General features: G+C 69.1%; 19 protein-coding genes. 1 reads left to right on the forward strand and 18 read right to left on the reverse strand.

What is annotated here, in order from left to right; all coding sequences use genetic code 11:
- Window positions 1-219: 219 nt before the first annotated feature.
- From MZTS_RS00120 to MZTS_RS00185, 14 genes are all read right to left on the reverse strand, one after another.
- Complete coding sequence (locus MZTS_RS00120) at window positions 220-1,161, reverse strand: ferredoxin reductase domain-containing protein (RefSeq protein ID WP_192280154.1); 942 nt, start codon at window positions 1,159-1,161, stop codon at window positions 220-222.
- Window positions 1,162-1,273: 112 nt separating this feature from the next.
- The gene (locus tag MZTS_RS00125; RefSeq protein WP_009866319.1) at window positions 1,274-1,627 is read right to left on the reverse strand and encodes a hypothetical protein; all 354 of its coding nucleotides are present in this window, start codon (window positions 1,625-1,627) and stop codon (window positions 1,274-1,276) included.
- 120 nt (window positions 1,628-1,747) lie between these two features.
- Complete coding sequence (locus MZTS_RS00130; protein ID WP_378742275.1) at window positions 1,748-4,654, reverse strand: EAL domain-containing protein; 2,907 nt, start codon at window positions 4,652-4,654, stop codon at window positions 1,748-1,750.
- 203 nt (window positions 4,655-4,857) lie between these two features.
- A complete protein-coding gene (locus MZTS_RS00135; RefSeq protein ID WP_192280159.1) occupies window positions 4,858-6,429 on the reverse strand; it encodes a SpoVR family protein in 1,572 nt (523 codons plus the stop codon).
- A 55-nt stretch (window positions 6,430-6,484) separates the two neighbouring features.
- Complete coding sequence (locus MZTS_RS00140; RefSeq protein ID WP_192280161.1) at window positions 6,485-7,783, reverse strand: YeaH/YhbH family protein; 1,299 nt, start codon at window positions 7,781-7,783, stop codon at window positions 6,485-6,487.
- Between the two features lie 84 nt (window positions 7,784-7,867).
- Window positions 7,868-9,820, reverse strand: a complete 1,953-nt coding sequence (locus tag MZTS_RS00145) for a PrkA family serine protein kinase (protein ID WP_192280163.1) — start codon at window positions 9,818-9,820, stop codon at window positions 7,868-7,870.
- Window positions 9,821-10,071: 251 nt separating this feature from the next.
- Window positions 10,072-10,530 carry a hypothetical protein gene (locus MZTS_RS00150; protein ID WP_009863793.1) on the reverse strand — a complete coding sequence of 153 codons (459 nt, stop codon included), beginning with the start codon at window positions 10,528-10,530 and terminating at the stop codon, window positions 10,072-10,074.
- Between the two features lie 166 nt (window positions 10,531-10,696).
- The gene (locus MZTS_RS00155; RefSeq protein WP_192280165.1) at window positions 10,697-11,116 is read right to left on the reverse strand and encodes a hypothetical protein; all 420 of its coding nucleotides are present in this window, start codon (window positions 11,114-11,116) and stop codon (window positions 10,697-10,699) included.
- A 130-nt stretch (window positions 11,117-11,246) separates the two neighbouring features.
- Entirely contained in the window at window positions 11,247-11,738 is a 492-nt protein-coding gene (locus MZTS_RS00160) for a MerR family transcriptional regulator (RefSeq protein WP_192280167.1), read from the reverse strand.
- A gap of 62 nt (window positions 11,739-11,800) precedes the next feature.
- Complete coding sequence (locus MZTS_RS00165) at window positions 11,801-12,127, reverse strand: integration host factor subunit alpha (protein ID WP_192280169.1); 327 nt, start codon at window positions 12,125-12,127, stop codon at window positions 11,801-11,803.
- Between the two features lie 123 nt (window positions 12,128-12,250).
- Window positions 12,251-13,231 carry a beta-ketoacyl-ACP synthase III gene (locus MZTS_RS00170; RefSeq protein WP_192280171.1) on the reverse strand — a complete coding sequence of 327 codons (981 nt, stop codon included), beginning with the start codon at window positions 13,229-13,231 and terminating at the stop codon, window positions 12,251-12,253.
- A 50-nt stretch (window positions 13,232-13,281) separates the two neighbouring features.
- A complete protein-coding gene (gene plsX, locus MZTS_RS00175) occupies window positions 13,282-14,316 on the reverse strand; it encodes a phosphate acyltransferase PlsX (protein WP_192280174.1) in 1,035 nt (344 codons plus the stop codon).
- A gap of 159 nt (window positions 14,317-14,475) precedes the next feature.
- Window positions 14,476-14,994, reverse strand: a complete 519-nt coding sequence (locus MZTS_RS00180) for a YceD family protein (protein WP_192280177.1) — start codon at window positions 14,992-14,994, stop codon at window positions 14,476-14,478.
- The gene (locus tag MZTS_RS00185) at window positions 14,991-15,557 is read right to left on the reverse strand and encodes a ubiquinol-cytochrome C chaperone family protein (RefSeq protein WP_192280289.1); all 567 of its coding nucleotides are present in this window, start codon (window positions 15,555-15,557) and stop codon (window positions 14,991-14,993) included. Before MZTS_RS00185 ends, MZTS_RS00180 begins: the two co-directional genes overlap by 4 nt.
- 157 nt (window positions 15,558-15,714) lie before the next feature.
- On the opposite strand from MZTS_RS00185, the gene MZTS_RS00190 reads away from it, so the two are divergent.
- Complete coding sequence (locus MZTS_RS00190) at window positions 15,715-16,212, forward strand: outer membrane protein assembly factor BamE (RefSeq protein ID WP_009864563.1); 498 nt, start codon at window positions 15,715-15,717, stop codon at window positions 16,210-16,212.
- Here MZTS_RS00190 and MZTS_RS00195 read toward each other — a convergent pair.
- The 4 genes from MZTS_RS00195 to MZTS_RS00210 all read right to left on the reverse strand — a co-directional run bounded on the left by MZTS_RS00195 (window position 16,149) and on the right by MZTS_RS00210 (window position 20,386).
- On the reverse strand, window positions 16,149-16,871 hold the full coding sequence (locus MZTS_RS00195) for an HAD hydrolase-like protein (RefSeq protein ID WP_192280181.1): 723 nt from the start codon (window positions 16,869-16,871) through the stop codon (window positions 16,149-16,151). The genes MZTS_RS00190 and MZTS_RS00195 overlap by 64 nt on opposite strands.
- 89 nt (window positions 16,872-16,960) lie before the next feature.
- Window positions 16,961-18,046: an alkene reductase gene (locus MZTS_RS00200; RefSeq protein ID WP_192280183.1), complete on the reverse strand. Its 1,086-nt coding sequence runs from the start codon at window positions 18,044-18,046 to the stop codon at window positions 16,961-16,963.
- Window positions 18,047-18,212: 166 nt separating this feature from the next.
- Window positions 18,213-18,764, reverse strand: a complete 552-nt coding sequence (locus MZTS_RS00205; protein WP_009865944.1) for a GNAT family N-acetyltransferase — start codon at window positions 18,762-18,764, stop codon at window positions 18,213-18,215.
- Complete coding sequence (locus MZTS_RS00210; protein ID WP_192280186.1) at window positions 18,737-20,386, reverse strand: glucan biosynthesis protein G; 1,650 nt, start codon at window positions 20,384-20,386, stop codon at window positions 18,737-18,739. Before MZTS_RS00210 ends, MZTS_RS00205 begins: the two co-directional genes overlap by 28 nt.
- Window positions 20,387-20,676: the final 290 nt, after the last annotated feature.

Below are 20,676 nucleotides of genomic sequence, written 5' to 3' on the forward strand. Positions count from 1 at the left end.
GAAGAAAGCCGCCGCGAGAGATCTCGTCCCCGCCCGACGGTTGATGGCTTCGGCCCTCCTCGCGCGATTGCGAGGCTCCTGCCGACGCCATTCAGGGATCGCCACTGGATCGCTTCGCTTTCTTGCGAAGACGGAATGCGGTGAGATCCGGGGCGATCAACCGGAAGCGGTGTCAGGCGGACGGATTGAGCCGCGCGCGATGTGAGGACCGAGGGGGGCTCACGCCCCCGGCGCGAGCGGGATCGGGTAGAAGCGCGCGCCCGCCGCTGCCGCCAGCACCTCCACGGCGCCGAGGGTCGAGGGGCAGCCGGAGGCATGCACCACGTCGGTGGTCCTCAGGCTCGGGATATGCGCGGTGAGCGGGCCGGGGCGCACGTCGGGCCCCCGCTGGCGATGCCGGTCGGCGGCCAGGGTGATGCGGGTGACGCCGGTGGCGCGCAGCCATTCCAGAGCCGGGCGCATGTAGAGGTCGAGGGGATCGCGGGCGCCGACGATGAGGCAGATCTCGCGGGCCGGCTCGATGTAGCGCGCCGCCCGGGCGATGGCCCAGATCCCGGCGAATCCCGTCTCCGCCGCCACCAGCACCAGGCGGCCGCCGCCGGGTCGATAGGTGCCGTTCCCGACGGGACCCTTCACCTTCACGGCCCGGCCGGGCTCGACCGGGCAGCCGAACAGGGCGGTGAGATCCTCGGCGCATTCTCCGCGCAGGTGGAAGACGAGTTCGTTCAATTCCGCCCCGCCCTCGACGCCGAGGGTGGGAGCGAGGGTGACCGGCTGGCCGCCCTCCAGGGTGACGATGACCTGATCGCCCGGCTCGAAGGGGAGCCGGCGCTCCAGGGTGGCGACCATCTGCACGACCCGCGGCGCCAGGGCCGTGATCGCATCGATGCTGCCCGTGCGGCGCGTCACCGTGCGGGCCGCAGCCTTGGCCGGCCGGATCGTTGCCGCAGGATCGGGGGCGGAGAGTGTCACCGCCTCCGCCCGCCGGGCGCGGGCCGGCAGGCGGCGCGAGGCGGGTCCGGCGCCCTGCCCGAGCAGGCCGCCGGGCGGGGCGATCACCCCATCCGCCAGGGCGGTTTCCAGGGAGGTGTCGCCGGGGGAAACCCGCAGGGGCTGGCCGTTCACGACAAGCGAGCAGCGGGCGCTCGAGGGAGCACGCATGGCGGCGACCCACTCCGATCGGATGAGAAGGTTTCGGGACGGGGGAGAGGGTTTGGCTCGGAGGCGGCAGGGGCTCGCCGAGGAGGCCTGTTCGCGTCGAGCGGGGCCGGTCTCAGGGCGAAGCGTGGATCAGGCGTTCGACCAGGATCGCCCAACGCTCGCGCACGGCGCGCGCCTCTTCGCCCAGGGCGGCAGGCTCGGCGAGGCCGAGGCTGGCCCTCAAGGCCTCGCTCTCCCGGCGCTCGGCGGCGAGGGCGGCCTTCATCATCGCCACTTCGAGGCGCAGCCGCGCGAGGTCGGATGCGGCGTTGTCGTCCTCGGGCTCAGGAGCGGAGGCGGGGAGCGGCGCCACGACGGAGCCCGGCTGCGCGGTGCCGGCGAGATGGGCCTGGATCGGCCGTGTCATCAGGCGCCGCATCGCGCTGCCGGTGGGCGCCGGGCTCCTGCGTCTGCTCGCCTCGATCATCGTCCATCCTCGAACCGGCGGGAATGCCGAGCAGGCATTCCGGATACTTGGATGAAGCTTCCCGCAACATGGTTAAGGGACGTTTAAACCCATGTGCGACTCCGGCCGTCCCGGGGCCGATCAGGCCGCTTCCGGAGCGGCACCGACGAGCTGGCGGGCCTGGAGCATGGTCATCGGCTCGCCGAAGGCGGCGCCTTGCGCGTAGTCGCAGCCGAATTCCTGCAGACCCTGCGCGTCCTCCTCCGATTCGGCGCCCTCGGCGATGGTGGCGAGGCCGAGTTCCTGTCCCATCCGCAGCACCGAGCGCAGCATGGTGCTGCGTCCCTGGCCCATCTGGCGCACGAAGGTCTGGTCGATCTTGATCGTGTCGAAGGGGAAGCGCTGAAGGTAGGAAAGCGCCGAATAACCGGTACCGAAATCGTCGAGGATCAGGCCGGCGCCGAGATCGTGGATCCGTGCCAGCATCTGGGCGGCATATTCCGGGTTCTCCATCACCAGCCCCTCGGCCATCTCCAGCTTGAGCGAGCCGGGCAGGACGCCGGTACGGGCGATGACGGTCTTCACATCGTGCAAGAGGTCATGGCGCAGGAGCTGGCGTGAGGAGACGTTGACCGAGGCGAAGATCGGCGGCTCGACATCGAGGGAGCGCTGCCAGGCCGCGAGTTCCAGCGCCGTCCGCTCGATGGCGAAGTTGCCGAGCTGGACGATCACGCCGGTTTCCTCCGCCACCGGCATGAAGGTCGAGGGCGGAATGCGCCCGAGCTTCGGATGGTCCCAGCGCAGCAGCGTCTCGAAGCCCGCCACCGTGCGATCCTCCAGGCGCACGATCGGCTGGAACAGCACCTTGATCTCGTTGCGCTCCAGCGCCTTGCGCAGGTCGGCCTCCAGCATCAGCCGGTCGGAGCGTTCCAGGCGCATGTTGGCGCGGAACACCTCGATGCGGTCACCGCCGCCGCGCTTGGCCTGGATCATCGCCATCTCGGCGTTCTTGAACACCTCGTCCCGCCGCGGCTGCTGACCGGCGCCCTGGCCGCCCGCATTCGCCTCGTGCAGCGCGATGCCGATGGAGACGGTGAGGAACACCTCGCGGTCGGCATAGGTGACCGGGGTGGCGATGGCCCGCCGGATCATCTCGGCGAAGGCGAGGATGCGGTCGGGCTCGCGCTCGGAGAGCAGGATCACCGCGAAGGCGTCGCCCGCAACCCGCGCCAGGGTGTCCTGCGGACGCAGCAGCCGCCCGAGCCGGCGCGAGAGCGTGAGCAGGATGGAATCGCCGGCGGAGAGGCCGATGGCGTCGTTGATGGTCTTGAAGCGGTCGATGTCGAGGGCGATCACCGCCGGCTTGAGGCGCGGATCCTGGCTGGCGAGGGCCAGGGCCGCCTCCAGCCGGTCGTGGAACAGCTCGCGGTTGGGCAGGCCGGTGAGGCTGTCATGGACCGCGTCGTGCAGCAGACGCTCCTCGGCGGTCTTCGCCTCGGTCACGTCGCTGATGGTGCCGACGATGCGGATCACCTCACCGTCGCTGCCGATCACCGGCCGCGCCTTCAGCCGGTACCAGGCATAGGGTCCGTCCGCCGAGCGCAGCCGGAAATCGTGGACGATGCGCCCGCGCCGCTCCTCGATCACGGTATCGAGGGCCGCCGAGTAGCGCTCCACGTCGAAGGGATGGAGCAGGCCGAGCCAGTTGGCCGCCGGGCCTTCGAGGGTGCCGCGCTTGAGCCCGAGCTGCGCCTCGATCTCGGGGCCGGCGAAGACCCGGTCCCCCGGCACGTCCCAGTCGAACACGATGTCGCCCGCCCCCGTCAGCGCCAGTGCCCGGCGCTCGGTGTCGGAGACGAGGCTGTGGCTCAGTCCGCCGCCGGCAAAGGCGTGCTGCATCACCGTGAAGCCGATCAGCATGACGATGAGCACGAGCCCGCCGATCAGGGCCGGCTGCACGAGGTCGGAGCCGATCTGGCCGGTGATGGCGAAGCCCGCCGCCACCACCCAGACCAGCAGCAGCAGCCAAGTCGGCACCAGCAGGATCGCCCGGTCGTAGCTGTTATGGACCGCGAGGTAGAGGATCAGCAGCAGCCCGACCCCGGCCACCGCCGCGATGGAGATGCGCGCCACGCCCGCCGCCACCGGCGGATCGAACACGGCCAAAGCCACGAGACCGGCGAGGAAGGTGAGCCAGAAGAAGGCGACGTGGCTGTAGCGCACGTGCCAGCGCGACAGGTTCAGATAGGCGAACAGGAAGACCAGAAGCGTCGCGCCGAGCACGGCCTCGGCCGAGGCGCGGTAGATCCGCTCGGCCAGTTCGGTGACGGGAAAGACCCGCTGCAGGAAGCCGAAATCGATGCAGGCATAGGCGAGCACCGCCCAGGAGAGCGCGGCCGCCGCCGGGAAGATGATGGCGCCCTTCACCACGAAGATGATGGTGAGGAACAGGGCCAGCAGGCCGGCGATGCCGATGATGATGCCCTTGTAGAGCGTCAGCCCCGAGGTCTTCTTCCGGTAGGCGTCCTGATCCCAGAGATAGACCTGCGGGATGTTGGGGCCTTTGAGCTCGGCGACGTAGGTCACCGTGGTGCCGGGATCGATGGTGATCAGGAACTGGTCGGCGTCGAGGCTCTCGTCGCGCTCGGGCCGGATGCCCTCGCTCGCGGTGATCGCGGCGATGCGCGAGCCGCCGAGATCGGGCCAGATCACGCCGGAGCCGACGAGGCGGAAATGCGGGGCGACCAGGAGCCGGTCGATCTGCTCGTCGGTGTCGTTGGTGAGGGCGAACACCATCCAGTCCGGCCGGGCACCGGCCTCGCGGGCCTTGACCGCGATGCGCCGCACGATGCCGTCCTTGCCCGGAGCGGTGGAGATCTGGATCAGGTCGCCGTCGGAGCGGTAGCGCTCGATCGTCGGCGTGAGATCGATGGCCGGTGCGTCGAGGGTGACGCGCACGGCTTCGACCGCGTGGGCGGGGGCGATGGTCCCGAGGAGAGCGGCCAGGGAGCCAGCCACGGCCGTCAGGATCGCGAGGACCAGAGAAATCGTGCGCAACGGGCGTTTCTTGGCAACCGGCTTGAGCGGTGGGGCGTGCGGCCAAGTCGTATCGGCGGCGCTCCGGCCCGGCAAGGCGAGCCGGCCGGGACATGCGGCGCACCCACCGCTCTTTCGGCACGCCACGGCAAGCGGATCGCGTGGCTTTGCGGCTAAAACAAGTTGGGCCGGCCGGCGCCGGCCCGTGCGGTGCCTTAGAAAAAGATCGGCCGGGCGCTGGCGGAGTGCTCGACCAGCACGGCGCCGGTGGCCGGATCGACCTCCTTGAGGACCGCATCGTAGCCCCAGAGATCGGCGAGGTGCTGGAGCACCCGCCGCGCATCCTCCTTCTGCAGGGTGATGCGGTTGAGCGCCTTGTGGTGGAGGATGAGCCGGCGGTCGCCCTCCAGATCGACATCCACCACCTCGATATCCGGATCGAGCCAGGCCACGTCGTATTGCCGGGCGAAGCTGCGGCGCATCTTGCGATAGCCGCGCTCGTCGTGGATCGCCTCGACCCGCATCTCCGGCTCGTCGGGGTCGTCGACGATGTGGAACAGGCGCATGTCGCGCATGAGCTTCGGGCTCAGGAATTGCGCGATGAAACTCTCGTCGCGGTAGTTTTCCCAGCAATCGCGCAGCACCGCCATGGCATCGCCGGTGCCGGCGATGTCGGGGAACCACTCCCGGTCCTCCTGCGTCGGCTGCTCCACGATGCGGGCGATGTCCTGCATCATGGCAAATCCCAGGGCGTAGGGATTGTGCCCGCCGAAGGAGCGGTCGTCGAAATTCGGCTGGCGGATGACGTTGGTGTGCGAGGTCAGGAATTCGAGATAGGCCGCCTCGCTGAGCTGCCCTTTCTGCGACAGGGCGTTCATGATCCGGTAGTGGCAATAGGTGGCGCAGCCTTCGTTCATCACCTTGGTCTGGCGCTGCGGGTAGAAATACTGCGCCACGAGGCGGACGATCCGCAGGATCTCGCGCTGCCAGGGCCGCAGGCGGGGCGCCACCTTCTCCAGGAAGTAGAGAATATTTTCCTGGGGCAGCTCCAGAAGGGCCCGCCGTCGCTCCAGGGCCGGGTCGCCCTTCTGGCCGCCGGTCTTGGTCGGCAGGGTGCGCCAGAGGTCGTTGTAGATCTGCTCGCCGTGCTCCTCGCGCTCGCGCTCCCGGCGCTGCTCGCTGGCCAGATCCGGCCGCTTCTTGCGGGGATAGCGGTGAACCCCCTGGCTCATCAGGGCATGGGCCGCATCGAGCACGTGCTCGACCGCCTGATGCCCGTAGCGCTCCTCGCAGCGGGCGATGTAGCTCTTGGCGAAGTCGAGATAATCGAGAATCCCCTCCGCATCCGTCCACTGGCGGAACAGATAGTTGTTCTTGAAGAAGTGGTTATGGCCGAAGGCGGCGTGGGCGATCACCAGCGTCTGCATCGTCGCCGTGTTCTCCTCCATGACGTAGGAGATGCACGGATCGGAATTGATGACGATCTCGTAGGCCAGCCCCATCAGGCCGCGGCGATAGCTCGCCTCCTGCTGGGCGAAATGCTTGCCGAAGGACCAGTGCTTGTAGAACAGCGGCATGCCGATCGAGGCATAGGCGTCGAGCATCTGCTCGGCGGTGATGATCTCGATCTGGTTCGGGTACCAGGACAGGCCGAGTTCCGGCCCCGCCACCGCCTCGCAGGCATCGTGGATGCGCCGGATCGTCTCGAAATCCCAGTCGTTGCCGGAGAACAGCAATTCTCCGGGCTTCGGCGCCGTGGATTTCGTGCGGCTCAGGCTCGCGACCATCTCGGCCCTCTCTCGACGCTCGTCTCCGTCCCCGCGAGGGGGCGGGACATTCTCCTCAAACCTCCGCCTTCGCGTCCTTGCGGCCGAACAGCTCGCGGAACACGGGGTAGATGTCGCGGCGGTGGTTGACCTTGCGCATCGCCAGCGGCTCGCCGGCCCTGGCCAGGGCCTCGTAGGTCCGCCACAGGGTGGTGCGGTGCTCGACGAAGCCGGCGCGCGGACCGTTCTCGTCGCCGACCTCGAGATAGGCGAAGTGCTGGCAGGCGGGCAGGATGTGCGCGCGCAGCAGTTCCGTCGAGGTCGGCCCGTCCGAGGAGACGTTGTCGCCGTCCGAGGCCTGGGCCGCGTAGATGTTCCAATCGTCCGGCGAGTAGCGCTCGGTGACGATGCGCTTCATCTCGACCAGCGCCGAGGAGACCAGCGTGCCGCCGGTCTCGCGGGAGCCGAAGAACGTCTCCTCGTCCACCTCCGTCGCCTTGTCGGTGTGGCGGATGAAGACGATCTCGACATGCTTGTAGCGGCGCGTCAGGAAGATGTGCAGCAGGATGTAGAACCTCTTCGCGAGGTCCTTCATGTGCTCGGTCATCGAGCCCGAGACGTCCATCAGGCAGAACATCACCGCCTGGGCGATCGGCTTCGGATACGGCTCGAAGCGGCGGAAGCGCAGGTCGATCGGATCGACATAGGGGATGCGCTTCGAGCGCTCGCGCAACTCCAGCAGCTTGAGCTGAAGGTCGGGCAGGCGCGGATCGTTCGCCGCCTCGGCCTGCGCGATCTCCGCTTCGAGGGCCGCCAGCTCTTCCAGCTTCGGCCGCTTGAGGGCGATGCGGCGGGACATCGAGTTCCGCAGCGTCCGCGACAGCGCGAGATTGGCCGGTGAGCCGGAGACGGTGTAGCCGGCCCGCCGCAGGCCCTCCGTCTCCACCACCGCGAGGCGGCGCTTGGCGAGATCGGGCAGTTCGAGGTCTTCGAGGAAGAGGTCGAGGAATTCTTCGCGGGTCAGGACGAAGTGGAAGGCGTCCTCGCTGTTCTCGCCGCCGTCACCGCCTTCGCCGGATCCGCCGCCGCCCCCGCCGCCCGGCGGCCGCTCGATCCGGTCACCCTCCACGTAGGTCTTGTTGCCCGGCAGGATGTAATCCTGATGGCCCGTGCCCGGCTGGCGGGCGAAGCGCGGCTCGCGCACGCCGTCCCCCGGCACGGAGATGCGTCCGTCCTTGCCGAGGTCCTTGATGTCCTTCTCACGGGCGGATTCCCGAACCGCCCGCTGGGCGACGTCCTTGACCCGGCGCAGGAAGCGCTGGCGGTTCGGGAGGCTCTTCCCACCTGGATTGAGCCGACGGTCGACGATGTGCATCCGGGATCGCTCAGCGCCTAAGACTCACGTCCCTGTTCGAGGGACAAAGGTGCGAAAGTGCGGCGGATGCCTGGGGATCTCCCCTCAACCCGCCTGCTTTACGCGCATGTACCATTCCACCAGCCGCCGGACCTGCCGCTCGGTGTACCCACGGTCGGTCATCCGGTCGACGAACTCGCCGTGCTTCTTCTCGGTCTCGCTGTCCTTCTTGGACCCAAACGAGATCACGGGCAGCAGTTCCTCGACTTGGCTGAACATGCGCCGCTCGATCACCTCGCGCAGCTTCTCGTAGGAGGTCCAGGACGGGTTGCGCCCGCCGTGCTGCGCCCGCGAGCGCAGCGCGAATTTCACCACCTCGTTGCGGAAATCCTTCGGATTGGCGATGCCGGCGGGCTTCTCGATCTTGGTCAGCTCCTGGTTCAGAAGCTCCCGGTTGAGAAGCTGGCCGGTCTCGGCGTCCTTGAAGTCCTGATCCTCGATCCAGGCATCGGCGTAGTCGATGTAGCGATCGAACAGGTTCTGGCCGTAATCGTGGTAGGATTCGAGATAGGCCTTCTGGATCTCGTGGCCGATGAACTCGGCGTAGCGCGGCGCGAGCTCGGTCTTGATGAACTCCATGTACCGCTTCTCGGTTTCCGGCGGCAGCTGCTCGCGCCGGATCGCCTGTTCCAGCACGTACATCAGATGCACCGGATCGGCCGAGACCTCGGTGGTGTCGTGGTTGAAGGTCGCGGCCAGCACCTTGAAGGCGAAGCGGGTCGAGATCCCGTCCATGCCCTCGTCGACGCCGGCGGTGTCCTTGTATTCCTGCATCGAGCGGGCGCGCGGATCGACCTCGCGAAGGCTCTCGCCGTCATAGACCCGCATCTTCGAGAACAGGTTCGAGTTGGCGTGCTCGCGCAAGCGCGAGAGCACCGAGAAGCGGGCCAGCATCTCCAGCGTGCCGGGGGCGCAGGCGGCCTGCGACAGCTCGGAGCCCGAGATCAGCTTCTCGTAGATGCGCTGCTCCTCCGTGACCCGGAGGCAGTAGGGCACCTTGATCACGTAGATCCGGTCGATGAAGGCTTCGTTGTTCTTGTTGGTCTTGAACGACTGCCATTCGGCCTCGTTCGAGTGCGCCAGGATCACCCCGGTGAAGGGGATCGCGCCGATATTCTCGGTGCCGACATAGTTGCCCTCCTGCGTCGCCGTGAGCAGGGGGTGCAGCATCTTGATCGGCGCCTTGAACATCTCGACGAATTCGAGAACGCCCTGGTTCGCCCGGTTGAGGCCGCCGGAATAGGAATAGGCGTCCGGATCGGCCTGGGAGAGGGTTTCGAGCCGGCGGATATCGACCTTGCCGACGAGGGAGGAGATGTCCTGGTTGTTCTCGTCCCCCGGCTCGGTCTTGGCGATGGCGATCTGGCGCAGGCGCGACGGCCGCACCTTGATCACCTTGAAGCGGGAGATGTCGCCGTCGAACTCGTCGAGGCGCTTCAGGGCCCAGGGGCTCATCAGGCCGGTGAGGCGGCGGCGGGGAATGCCGAAGCGCTCCTCGATCTCCCGGCCCATCGTTTCGGGATCGAACAGCCCGAGCGGGCTCTCGAAGACCGGCGAGATCTCGTCGCCCGCCTTCAGCACGTAGATCGGATGAACTTCCATCAGCGCCTTGAGGCGCTCGGCGAGGGACGATTTGCCACCGCCGACCGGGCCGAGGAGGTAGAGGATCTGCTTGCGCTCCTCCAACCCCTGCGCGGCGTGGCGGAAGAACGAGACGATCCGCTCGATCGTCTCCTCCATGCCGTAGAACTCGGCGAAGGCCGGATAGACCCGGATCGTGCGGTTCATGAACACGCGGCCGAGGCGGGAATCCTTGGCGGTATCCACCATCTCCGGCTGGCCGATCGCGTCGAGGATGCGCTCGGCGGCGCTCGCATACATCAGCGGATTGTCGCGGCAGGCTTCGAGGTATTCGGAGAGCGTCATCTCCGTGTCGCGGCGCGCTTCGTAACCGCGAGCGAAGCTCTGGAACAGGTCGTTCGTCGAGTGCAGCGGCATTCGAACACCCCCTTCAGGCTGATGACAGCTTCATCCTGTCTCGGGTTGGATGCAACCGACATTGCGGGTTTTGTCGCACCGCCCACAGCAGGGCGGATCGGCGTGTGAAACGGGTCACACTCCAAGCATCGCCTGGATTTAGGGCGACCTTAACCCACCCCGTGGCAGAGGACCGCTGGCGGTCTCGACGCTGGTTCGGGCGGCTCTGCTCGCTGCAATGCAGCATCGCGAGGCCGCCCTTCGTGGGACGATCAGAGATCGGTCGTGCTCTTCTTCTCGTCCTTCGGCTTGTCGTCCTTGCCGACGGTGATGCGGATATCGCGTTTCTCGACCTCGCCGTCGGAATTCTTGATCTCGACCACGACACCGTCCGGGCCGGTATAGCCGCTATTGGGCTGGTAGAAGATCGCCTGGACCTCGGCATCCTTGTTGGGGCAGCGATATTTGGCCGGGGTCTTGAGCTTTCCGGCCTTGGTGATGAGCGAGCCGGATTTCGGCGGCGTCGTCACCTTGATCTCGGGCATCGGCCCGGTCGAGCAATCCTTCTTCAGGTTCGGCACGATGACGAGGCGGGCCTGTTTGCCGGCGGGCACGGTCTCGCTGCGGGTGACGGTGGTCTGCGCGAGCGCCGGACCGGCGCAGCAGAGCCAGACAGCCGCGAGGGCGGCGGGGGCCGCGATCGGTCTCGAAACGAGGGTCAGCGCATCCATCGGCGTTTCCTTGAGCGTCGTCTCACGCCCCGCAGGCTGAGGGCCGGTCGGTCCGGCCTCGGGGGAGCGTGCAGCCGGGCATGTGGGGTCGGAACGTCTCCGCGTCGAGGATCGATCCCGATTCCGATGCTGCGCCGCCCCGGAACGCGACGGGGTGAGGCGCGGCTCAGTGCTGGAGCGCGGCGGCGACAGCCCCGGTCACGCGGGCGATCTGTGCCGCGTCGAGTTGTCCGGCCAGGGCTTTCGCCAGGGCCTGCTCGACCCGCTCGCGCTCGCCGAGATCGGCGAAGGGCGTTGAGGGGATGTCGGTGTCGGCGAGGTCGCAGGCCCGGCGGATGGTCTCGGCGGCCTTGAGCAGGGTTCCACGATCGCTCGGGCCCATATCCCAGAGGGGGGCCCGGAGGCGGCTGATGACCCGCCGGGCGTCGCGGTAATCCCGATCGATGGTGGTCGAGGCCTCGATCTGGCTGACGAGGAACATCAGCTCGAGCACCTCGTTGGCGGCCTCCGGGCAAACGCGCACGATCCGCATCAGGCGGGCGATGAGCTCCTGGGTTGGAGACATCCTGGGGGGAGGGGAGGCCATGGCGCCTCAACGCGGGGGCGCCGGTAAAGTTCAGGTTGGCCGGCCTATGGCAGGAAGCAAAAATCCGCGAGGCCAGCCAATGCCTTGCGCGCAAGCAAGTTACAGTATCCGCATCTGAGGTCGCCGGCCCTCAGGCCGCGCTTGCCGCCTCGGGATCGGCCGCATCGAGGCCCGCGAGCAGAGCCCGGCAGGCGCGCAGGTCGGCAAGCGCCTCCTCCAGGGCGCGGCGATCCGAGGCCGCCGCCTCAAGGGTGTCGAGATCGCGTTCCGCGCCGGTCGGCGCGCCGGCCTCCTCCTCGCCTCGGCCCACGGCCTGGACGAAGCGGACGCCGTTCTCCTTGAGGATGCGCTGGGCGCCACGAATGGTGTAGCCCTGCCCGTGCAGCAGCCGCCGCACGCCTCTGAGCAGATCGACATCGTCGGGGCGGTAATAGCGCCGGCCGCCGGCCCGCTTCAGCGGCTTGATCTGGCTGAAGCGACTCTCCCAGAAGCGCAGGACGTGCTGCGGCACGCCGAGATCCTCGGAGACCTCGGTGATGGTGCGGAAGGCCCCGGGATGCTTCTCGCCGCGCTCCTCATCGGCAGCCGCTTCGAGGGCGGGGGATTCGAGCGGCAGTCCCATGGCAGCGCCTCAATCCATTGTCCGGCGGACACGCGGCACGCGGCCGAGAAAACCCGCCCGGATCATTCGTCCTCGTCGGTGTCGTGCCCGTTGACATGGCCGCCGTTGATGCGGGCCTTGAGCACGTTTGAGGGTTTGAACACCATCACCTGGCGCGGCTCGATCTCGACCTCGACGCCGGTCTTCGGGTTGCGGCCGATCCGCTTGCCCTTGGAGCGCACGACGAAGGAGCCGAACGAGGACAGCTTCACCGTCTCGCCCGACGACAGGCAGTTGCAGATCTCGGCGAGCACCGTCTCGACCAGGGCCGCCGATTCGGCCCGCGAGAGGCCGACCTGCTGGTAGACGGCCTCGCTCAAATCTGCGCGTGTGACCGTCTTGCCTGCCATGCGCTCCCCCTTGCAGCCGAGTCGGGCCCCGCCGCGTATCTCTATGATCGGACACGCTAATCGGCAGACGGGCGATGGTCAACCGAACCTTGCGGTTGACAGGAAATGGGTGTGTTGCGCGCCTCACCAGCGGATGAGCGCGGCCCCCCAGGTGAAGCCGCCACCGATCGCCTCGATCATCACGAGGTCGCCCTCGCGGATGCGCCCGTCCTTGCGCGCCGCGTCGAGCGCCAGGGGAATCGAGGCGGCCGATGTGTTGCCGTGCCGGTCGACGGTGAGCACCACCTTCTCACGGGCGATGCCGAGCTTGTCGGCCGAGGCCTCGATGATCCGGCGGTTGGCTTGGTGCGGCACGAACCACGACAGGTCGTCCGCTGTCATGCCCGAGGCGCGAAAAGCTTCCTCGATCACATCGGTGACCGAGCCGACCGCGAATCGGAACACCTCCCGGCCCTCCATCCGCAGCTTGCCGGTGGTGCCGGTCGAGCCGGGGCCGCCATCGACGTAGAGTTTGCTGCGGTGGCGCCCGTCCGAGCGCAGGCAGCTCGCGAGCACGCCGCGGTCGTCCTTGGTGCCCGCGCCCTCGCGCGCTTCCAGCACGATGGCGCCCGCGCCGTCGCCGAACAGCACGCAGGTGGTGCGGTCCTCCCAGTCGAGCAGCCGGGAGAAGGTCTCGGCCCCGATGACGAGGGCGCGCTTGGCGCCGCCGGTCGAGAGGAAGCGGTCGGCGGTGGCGACGGCGTAGACGAAGCCGGCGCAGACCGCCTGAAGGTCGAAAGCGAAGCCGCCCTCGATCCCGAGCGCCGCCTGGATCTGGGTGGCGGTGGAGGGGAAGGTGTGGTCCGGTGTCGAGGTCGCGCAGATCACGAGGTCGATGTCGGCGGGCGAGAGCCCCGCATCGTCCAGGGCCGCCAGGGCGGCGCGGGTGCCGAGCACCGAGGTGGTCTCATCCGCCCGCGCGATGTGGCGCTGGCGGATGCCGGTGCGCTGCACGATCCACTCGTCGGAGGTCTCGATTCCCCGCTCGGCCAGCTCGGTATTGGTGACGATAGTGTCCGGCAGGTACGCCCCGCATCCGGCCACGACGGAGCGCCATTGCGCCATCAGATCCGTCCCTTTCTCACTTCGTGTCGCGCCGGTCTCGCGTCCGGCGGTCAGGCCGGCGCGACCGCCGGCGTCTGCTCCAGCATGTCCCGGATCGTGCGCATCAGGTCGTGACGGGCCATGTCGTGGGCAAGATCGACCGCGGCGGCGAATCCTTGTGCGTTCTCCGAGCCGTGGCTCTTGATGACGATGCCTTCCAGCCCGAGGAACACGCCGCCATTGGCGCGGCTCGGGTTCATCTTCTCCCGCAGGGCCGCGAAGGCCTGCCGGGCGAACAGGTAGCCGATCTTCGCCGACAGGGTACGCCCCATCGCGGCCTTGAGATAGGCGCCGATCTGCTTGGCGGTGCCTTCCGCGGTCTTGAGGGCGATGTTGCCGGTGAAGCCCTCGGTCACCACCACGTCGGTGGTGCCGCGGCCGAGATCGGTGCCCTCGACGAAGCCGTGATAGGTGAAATGCGCCGGCTCGCTCTCGCGCAGGAGGCGGGCGGCCTCCTTCACGGCCTCGTTGCCCTTCATCTCCTCGGTGCCGACATTGAGCAGGCCCACCGTCGGCCGGTCGAGGTCGAGCACGATGCGGGCCATGGCCGCGCCCATCACCGCCATCTCGACGAGATGCTCGGCATCGGTGCCGATGGTGGCGCCGACATCGAGCACCACGCTCTCGCCGCGCACCGTCGGCCACAGGCAGGCGATGGCCGGGCGCTCGATCCCGGCCATGGTCTTCAGGCAGATCTTCGACATCGCCATCAGCGCGCCGGTATTGCCGGCGGAGACGGCGGCCTGGGCCTCGCCGTCGCGCACCGCCTGGATCGCCCGCCACATCGAGGACTTGCCCCGGCCCTGGCGCACCGCCTGGCTCGGCTTGTCGTCCATGGCGACGGAGACGGTGGTGTGCCGGATCTCGACCGCATCCTTCAGGCGCGGCTCGGCCTCGACCAGGGGGCGCAGAACCGCCTCGTCGCCGAACATGATGAAGCGGGTTTCGGGGTGCCGTTCACGGGCGATGGCCGCGCCGGGCACGACGGTCGCGGGGCCGTGATCGCCGCCCATGGCGTCGAGCGAGATGCAAACGCGGTTCGACATGATTCCTTCGGGACGCCGCGAGGAGGGCCTGGGGAGAAGCGGGCGGGAGGGGCATCGCCGGCCCCGGACTCGGCGGCGCGCAAAATAGCGGCAGCGCCCGGCCGGGCAAACAAAAACTGAGACTTTCTTTCGCGGCGCGGATTCCGGGCGAAGCGGCGATCAGCCCGGGTCGGATCCGAGCTTGCCGCGCAGGGCGGCGAGATCGGCGAAGGGCAGGGGCTCCTCGCCGACCGTCACCGTCTCGAAGGCGACGCCGGGCTTGCGCGGATAGGGATCGAGCCCCAGCGCCAGGAACTCCGCGGTCAGCACCCCGAAATCGATGCGCCCGTTCACGATCGGGTCGGGCAACTCGACATCCTCGGCCTCGGTGCCTTCCAGGATGTCGGCATTGGTGAACTCGACCTCGACGGGCTCGGAGACCGTCGCCTCGAAGGGCTCCAGCGTCACGGTGCAGACCTGCGTCACCACGGCCTCGACCCGGCCCTCGGCCCGCAGCCGGGTCAGGGACCCGCTCAAGGAGAAGCGGCCGGTGAGGTCGCGGAGGGCGGGGATCTTGAAGTCGCGGGCCAGCGCCTCGCATTCCGCCGGGCTCGCCTCGACGACGATCTCGGCGCGATCCTTCGGCAGGCGCTCGACATTGATGGAGCGGGAGAGCGGACCCTCGGTTCTGGACGTCATCGAATGTCTCCTGCGCCGGCTCGGGCGCCGTCCTCGGCCGGCTCGGGGAAGCGGGGGCCCTGCTCCAGCAGCCCGTCGAGATCCTGGGCCGAGAGGGCGGCGGCGGCCGCTTCGGCATAGGCGGCGAGCGGGCCGGCGGCGTCCGGATCGTCGCAGTCGAGCAGGTTGCGGGCGAGGGCGGCGGTGAGGGCGGCCCGGTCGCCGGCATCGAGCGCCGCGCCGTAGGCGCCGGCCCGGGCATAGAACGAGGCGCCGAGCTTCTTGATCCGCTTCGGCACCCCCATGTCGCCGATGCCGGTCTCGCGCAAAGCGGCGTCGAGCTGCAGGAAGACCGAATCGACCAGATCCTGCGCCACGTCCGCCGCCGGGGCCGGCAGCTGGCCGAGGCGGCGCAACACCAGGATCACGTGCAGGCTCAGGGCCTCGAACCGGCCCTCCACGGTGTCGGGCACCCCGAGGAGGGTGTAGAGGCCGGGCCGGCGCGCGGCCTCGCCGATCCGCCGGTGCAAGGCCTGGATCGTCTGGCGCCGCTGGCCGGCGCGGCGGAACAGCCCCGTGATCATGCGGTCCACCGGATGGGCCGGCTCTGTGGCCGAGCTTGCCTTGTCAAAGCCATAACCCCGCGGTACGGCAACCGTGGACCAGGGTGCAAGTCCGAAGACGCGCGAGGCCAATCGCGCCGCGGATGTCGGCCCGCTTTGCAGGAAATCAGGGGGGCCGATGTCGCGCCGTCTCGTCTCGTCGCTTGCTCGCGTCGCCGTCCTCGGCTCCGTCGCGATCGGCGTCTCAGGCTGCATCGGCGAGGAGATCCGCCACGGCTATCAGATCGATCAGGCGGCTCTGGCCACGGTCAAGCCGGGCATGAGCGCCGAGCAGGTGCTGCAGATCCTCGGCACCCCGTCCACCGTCTCCACGGTCGGCAACAAATCCTGGTACTACATCAGCCAGAACACCCGCCGCACGGTGATGTTCCTCGGCGAGCAGGTCGAGGACCAGAAGGTCACGGCGGTGTATTTCAACCAGGGCATGAGGGTCGAGCGCATCGCCCTGTACGGCCTGCAGGACGGCCGCGTGTTCGACTTCATCGAGCGCAAGACCCCGGCGAGCGGCGCCGACCGCGCCTTCCTCAGCCAGCTCTTCCGCGGCCTCACCCGCTACGAGCCGTTTGGCAGCGGCGCCGGCTCCTCGATCGTCCCCGGCGCCCGCGCGGGGCAGTGAGCGCGGCCCGTCAGGGCCGTTGCGACCTCCTCCACCCCGTCGAACAGAAAGGCCGGCTTCAGGCCGGCCAGGGCCTGCGGGCTGTTATAGCCCCAGGCCACCGCCGCGAAGGCGCATCCGGCCCGGGCCGCGGCCTCGCCGTCACGAATCTCGTCCCCCACCGCGAGCGTCGCGGCCGGCGGCACGCCCGCCTTGCGCGCGACGGATCGCAGGTGGCGCGCCTTGCCGAACAGCGAGGCGCCGCAGGCATAGTGCCGGATCAGGTCCGCCGAGGGCCCGAGCGCCCGCCGGACATTCGCTTCGCTGTTGGAACTGACCACGGCCAGCCCGAGTCCGGCGGCATGGAGCCGGGCGAGCATCTCCGGCACGCCGGGGAACAGGCGCGTCGCGGCGGCGTCGCGGGTCGCCAGCGCCCGCATGTGGCGGGCGATCAGCGGCACCTTCCATCCCGGAATGCCGAGATCCCCCAGGATCGCCCGGGCGCCCAGGCTGCGCAGCCGCTCCGTCTCCCCCGCCTCGACCCTGCGGAAACGGTAGCGCTCGGCCACGGCGTTGAGGTTCGCGCAGAACCAGGGGAAGGTGTCGGCCAGCGTCCCGTCGAAATCGAAGGCCACGAGGCGGTAGGGGGAGGGGCCCGGCGAAGCGGCGACCTTCGGCATCGTGGCGTCTCTCCATGACGAGGGCGGCCCCACCGTCGCGGGGCCGCCCTCGTTCGGCGCGGATGTGAGGGGTGATCCTGCGGGCGGCGTCAGGCCGCCTGCGACAGGGCCGGATAGTCGATGTAGCCTTCGGGGCCCTGGCTGTACCAGGTCTTGATGTCGTCCTTGTTGAACGGCACGCCCTCGGCGATGCGCTCCGGCAGATCCGGGTTGGCGATGTAGGGGCGGCCGAAGGCGATGGCGTCGGCCTCGCCCGAGGCCACGGCGGCCTTCGCGCGTTCCCCGTCATAGTCGCAGTTCAGGATGACGGGGCCGCCGAAGCGCTCCTTGATGACTGGGGCGACCGGGGCCACCGTGGCCTTGCCGAAGGTGCCGTTCGGGCCCGGCTCGCGCAGCTCGATGAAGGCGAGGCCGACCCGCTCCATCATCTCGGCGGCGAGGCCGAAGGTCTCGTGCGGGTTGGAATCGTCCACGCCCTGGATCGGGCCGTTGGGCGAGAAGCGGATCCCGGTGCGCTCGGGGCCGACCACGCCGGCCACCGCCTGCGCCACCTTGGTCACCAGCCGCACCCGGTTCTCGACCGAGCCGCCGTAGCGGTCGCTGCGCTTGTTGCTGCCGTCGCGGATAAATTCGTCGAGCAGGTAGCCGTTGGCCGCATGGATCTGCACGCCGTCGAAGCCCGCCGCGAGGGCGTTGCGCGCGGCCCGCTCGTAATCGGCGATGAGGCGCGGAATCTCGTCCTCCCGCAGGGCGCGGGCCTGGCTGTAGGGCTTCTTGCCCTCGTAGGTATGGGCTTGGTCGGGGGCGGTGGCGACGGAGGGGGCGACCGGCGGCTCGCCGCCGAGGAAATCGGAATGGACGAGGTAGCCCATGTGCCAGAGCTGGGAGACGATGCGCCCGCCCGCGTCGTGGACGGCCTTCACCACCGGCTTCCAGGCCTCGACCTGCTCATCGGACCAGATGCCGGGGGCGTAGGGCCAGCCGAGGCCTTCCTGGCTGATGCCGGTGGCCTCGGAGATGATCAGGCCGGCGCTCGCCCGCTGGGCGTAATACTCGGCCATCATCGGCGTCGGCACGTGGGTTCGGGTCGCGCGGCCACGGGTGAGCGGGGCCATGAGGATACGGTTCGGCAGCGTCAGCGCGCCGAGCGTGATGGGATCGAACAGGGATGGCATTCGGGTCTCTTCATTATGGGGCGGCGCTCTGGAGCGGCCGATCGGAACGGCGTCCCGCGGATGCCCGCCCAACCCCCTCGGTAGGGCTGAACTTGTGCCGCCATGGAGGTTTCGCCAGTGCGCTGGCGCACCTGCGCCGCGGCGCACAACGCTGGCCCTCATCCCCTCACTCGGACGCGTTCAGCGCCTTCTCGTAGCACCACGCCTCCATGCCATCCTCGTAATAGTCCGTTTTAATCCCGTACCGCGCATAGCCGCCCCGCTCGTAGAGCCGGATGCCGCCGCCATTGTCGGCCCGTACCTCCAGGCGGAGCCGCTCGCAGCCATGGGCGCGGGCATCGGCCTCGGCGGCCAGCAGAAGACGGCGGCCGAGGCCGGCGCCGGCGCGGGCCGGCGCGACGGCGAGGGAGGACAGCCGTGCGACGCGGCTGGTGCGCCGCCGCTCGATGGTCGCGGCGCCGACGAGGATCTCGGGCTCGTCCTGCCCGGCCGTCTCCTCCGCCTCGTCCCGCGCGACCGCGACGAGCAGGGTCATGCTGGGGGAGCGGATCGCGTGGCGGATCGCCCGCCGCTCGGCCCGATCCATGGTGAAGGCGGCCTGCTCCAGGGCCACCAGGGCTTCGAGATCCGCCAGCTGCGCCAGTCGGATCTCGACCTGCAATCGGGCGGCGCTGCGCTCGTCGGGAGTGCTCACGCCACACTCCAGGGATAGGACCATGTTTCGGTCAAGGCCTGCTCGCCCTTGCGCAGATAGGCCCGCAACTCGGTCGTGCCCGGCCCGTCGACCCGCACGTCCAGGGCCACCCGGAAGCCGCCGATATGGGGATTGGGCACGATGGATGTGGCCGTGATCCGGCCGATGCTGGCGGTCGCGACGATCTCGGGCGGGGATGAATCCGCGATGAGCGTCTCCAGCGTTCCGCCGCCGAAATCGATCAGGAAGCGCCGGCTGCGCAGGGAGGCCTGATCCGGCGCCCGACGGGCGGCACCGCTCGCGGCGGCCTCGGCGGTGAAGGTGTTCACCACCTGCCCGTTGGGGTGCAGGGCCTCGGCGGCGAGTGCCCGCAGGCGATAGCCAAGCCGGACCGGCTCGCCGGCCGGATAGGGGGCTTTCGGGCGCCAGAAGGCGACGATGTTGTCGGCGGTCTCGTTATCGGTCGGCAGTTCGACCAGGACGACGCGGCCCTCGCCCCAGGCCCCCTCCGGCTCCACGAAATAGCCGGGCCGGCGCTCGTAGCCGGCCTCGAGATCCTGGTAGCTGGCAAAGCTGCGGTCGCGCTGCAACAGGCCGAAGCCTTTCGGATCCCGGTCGAGGAAGGTCGAGATGCGTCGCTCGCGCGGATTGTCGAGGGGCCGCCACAGCCACTCGCCGGAGCCGGTGGCGAGTTGAAGCCCGTCCGAATCGTGCAGTTCCGGGCGGTAATCGTCGCTATGGCCGCGATCGGTCTCGTTGATGAAGAACATCGAGGTCAGCGGCGCGATGCCGACGGCCGACAGGGTCTGGCGGGGATAGAGGGTCGCGCTCACCCGCAGAACGGTCTCGCGCCCCGGCTCCACCACGAAGCGGTAGGCCCCGACCGTGGACGGGCCATCGAGCAGGGCGTGGATCGTCAGCGTCGTCGCCCCCGCGGGCGGCACCTCGATGAAGAAGGCGCGAAACAGGGGGAATTCCTCCTGGGCGCCGTCCGTCCCGATGGCGAGGCCCCGCGCCGAGAGGCCATAGAGCTGGTCCTGGCCGAGGAAGCGGAAATAGCTGGCGCCGACGAAGACGATCAGTTCGTCGAGCCGGTCGGGCCGGTTGAGCGGCGCGTGGATGCGGATTCCCGCAAAGCCGAGATCCGCCGGCAGAGGACCGTCGATCCGGGTCCGCCCGAAATTGAACAGGGCCGGATCGTAGCGGACCGGCGTTGCCACGCCGTCGCGCACGAGGCTGACATCGACGGGGCGGGGATAGAGAAAGCCGCGATGGAAGAGCTGGAGCCGGAACGGTCCGCCGGCTTCCCCGAGGAGCGCGCGGTCGGGCCGGAAGCGGATATCGCGCCACCCGTCGTAATCGAGCTGCGCCAGCGCCGCCGGCAGAGGGGGGAAGGCGCCGTCGAAGGGGCGGCTCACCAGCGCCCGCGCCATCGCCTCGACGGTCTCCGGGCCGAAGGGGCGGGGGCTCGCGCCGTCATCCGCCGCGGCCCCGACGGGCAGGGCGGCGGCGAAGCCGGCGGCGGCGAGCCCTGCCACCACGCCCCGGCGTGAGGGGGCGCCGACCGGCGTCTTCTCTTGAGTCGCCTCTCGCGCCGAACAGGGGCCGGGTTCAGCGGAGAGTGTCCCGACATTGGCGTGGATCATGGTTCCGTCCCCGATGTCCCGGTTCAATGGCCGCTTCGGTCAGGCTTGGGAAGGGTGGAAACGACCGGCGTCGCGGGGGAGTGCGACCTATCCGCAACAATCCCGATCCGCTTCGGATTCGGGTGCAGGGCGCGGCTTTTTCCCTTGTGATCGAGGGCACTCGACCGTATATGGCGCCTGCCCAATTTCGCACGTGCCTGTGGCCGCGTGTCGGTTGGTGGGCATCCGGTCAACTGCCGGACAGCCGCCAGGGGTCTTAAAGGATCGATGGTCGCAAGGGTGGATCCCTA

It is taken from the genome of Methylorubrum zatmanii (assembly GCF_014845115.1).
In the GTDB taxonomy this organism is placed as follows: domain Bacteria; phylum Pseudomonadota; class Alphaproteobacteria; order Rhizobiales; family Beijerinckiaceae; genus Methylobacterium; species Methylobacterium zatmanii.

Coding starts and splice junctions, on each gene's coding strand:
- MZTS_RS00120 (WP_192280154.1), bottom strand. CDS start 1,161: ATGCGTGCTCCCTCGAGCGCCCGCTGCTCGCTTGTCGTGAACGGCCAG.
- MZTS_RS00125 (WP_009866319.1), bottom strand. CDS start 1,627: ATGATCGAGGCGAGCAGACGCAGGAGCCCGGCGCCCACCGGCAGCGCG.
- MZTS_RS00135 (WP_192280159.1), bottom strand. CDS start 6,429: ATGGTCGCGAGCCTGAGCCGCACGAAATCCACGGCGCCGAAGCCCGGA.
- MZTS_RS00140 (WP_192280161.1), bottom strand. CDS start 7,783: ATGCACATCGTCGACCGTCGGCTCAATCCAGGTGGGAAGAGCCTCCCG.
- MZTS_RS00145 (WP_192280163.1), bottom strand. CDS start 9,820: ATGCCGCTGCACTCGACGAACGACCTGTTCCAGAGCTTCGCTCGCGGT.
- MZTS_RS00150 (WP_009863793.1), bottom strand. CDS start 10,530: ATGGATGCGCTGACCCTCGTTTCGAGACCGATCGCGGCCCCCGCCGCC.
- MZTS_RS00155 (WP_192280165.1), bottom strand. CDS start 11,116: ATGGCCTCCCCTCCCCCCAGGATGTCTCCAACCCAGGAGCTCATCGCC.
- MZTS_RS00160 (WP_192280167.1), bottom strand. CDS start 11,738: ATGGGACTGCCGCTCGAATCCCCCGCCCTCGAAGCGGCTGCCGATGAG.
- MZTS_RS00165 (WP_192280169.1), bottom strand. CDS start 12,127: ATGGCAGGCAAGACGGTCACACGCGCAGATTTGAGCGAGGCCGTCTAC.
- MZTS_RS00170 (WP_192280171.1), bottom strand. CDS start 13,231: ATGGCGCAATGGCGCTCCGTCGTGGCCGGATGCGGGGCGTACCTGCCG.
- plsX (WP_192280174.1), bottom strand. CDS start 14,316: ATGTCGAACCGCGTTTGCATCTCGCTCGACGCCATGGGCGGCGATCAC.
- MZTS_RS00180 (WP_192280177.1), bottom strand. CDS start 14,994: ATGACGTCCAGAACCGAGGGTCCGCTCTCCCGCTCCATCAATGTCGAG.
- MZTS_RS00185 (WP_192280289.1), bottom strand. CDS start 15,557: ATGATCACGGGGCTGTTCCGCCGCGCCGGCCAGCGGCGCCAGACGATC.
- MZTS_RS00190 (WP_009864563.1), top strand. CDS start 15,715: ATGTCGCGCCGTCTCGTCTCGTCGCTTGCTCGCGTCGCCGTCCTCGGC.
- MZTS_RS00195 (WP_192280181.1), bottom strand. CDS start 16,871: ATGCCGAAGGTCGCCGCTTCGCCGGGCCCCTCCCCCTACCGCCTCGTG.
- MZTS_RS00200 (WP_192280183.1), bottom strand. CDS start 18,046: ATGCCATCCCTGTTCGATCCCATCACGCTCGGCGCGCTGACGCTGCCG.
- MZTS_RS00205 (WP_009865944.1), bottom strand. CDS start 18,764: ATGGTCCTATCCCTGGAGTGTGGCGTGAGCACTCCCGACGAGCGCAGC.
- MZTS_RS00210 (WP_192280186.1), bottom strand. CDS start 20,386: ATGATCCACGCCAATGTCGGGACACTCTCCGCTGAACCCGGCCCCTGT.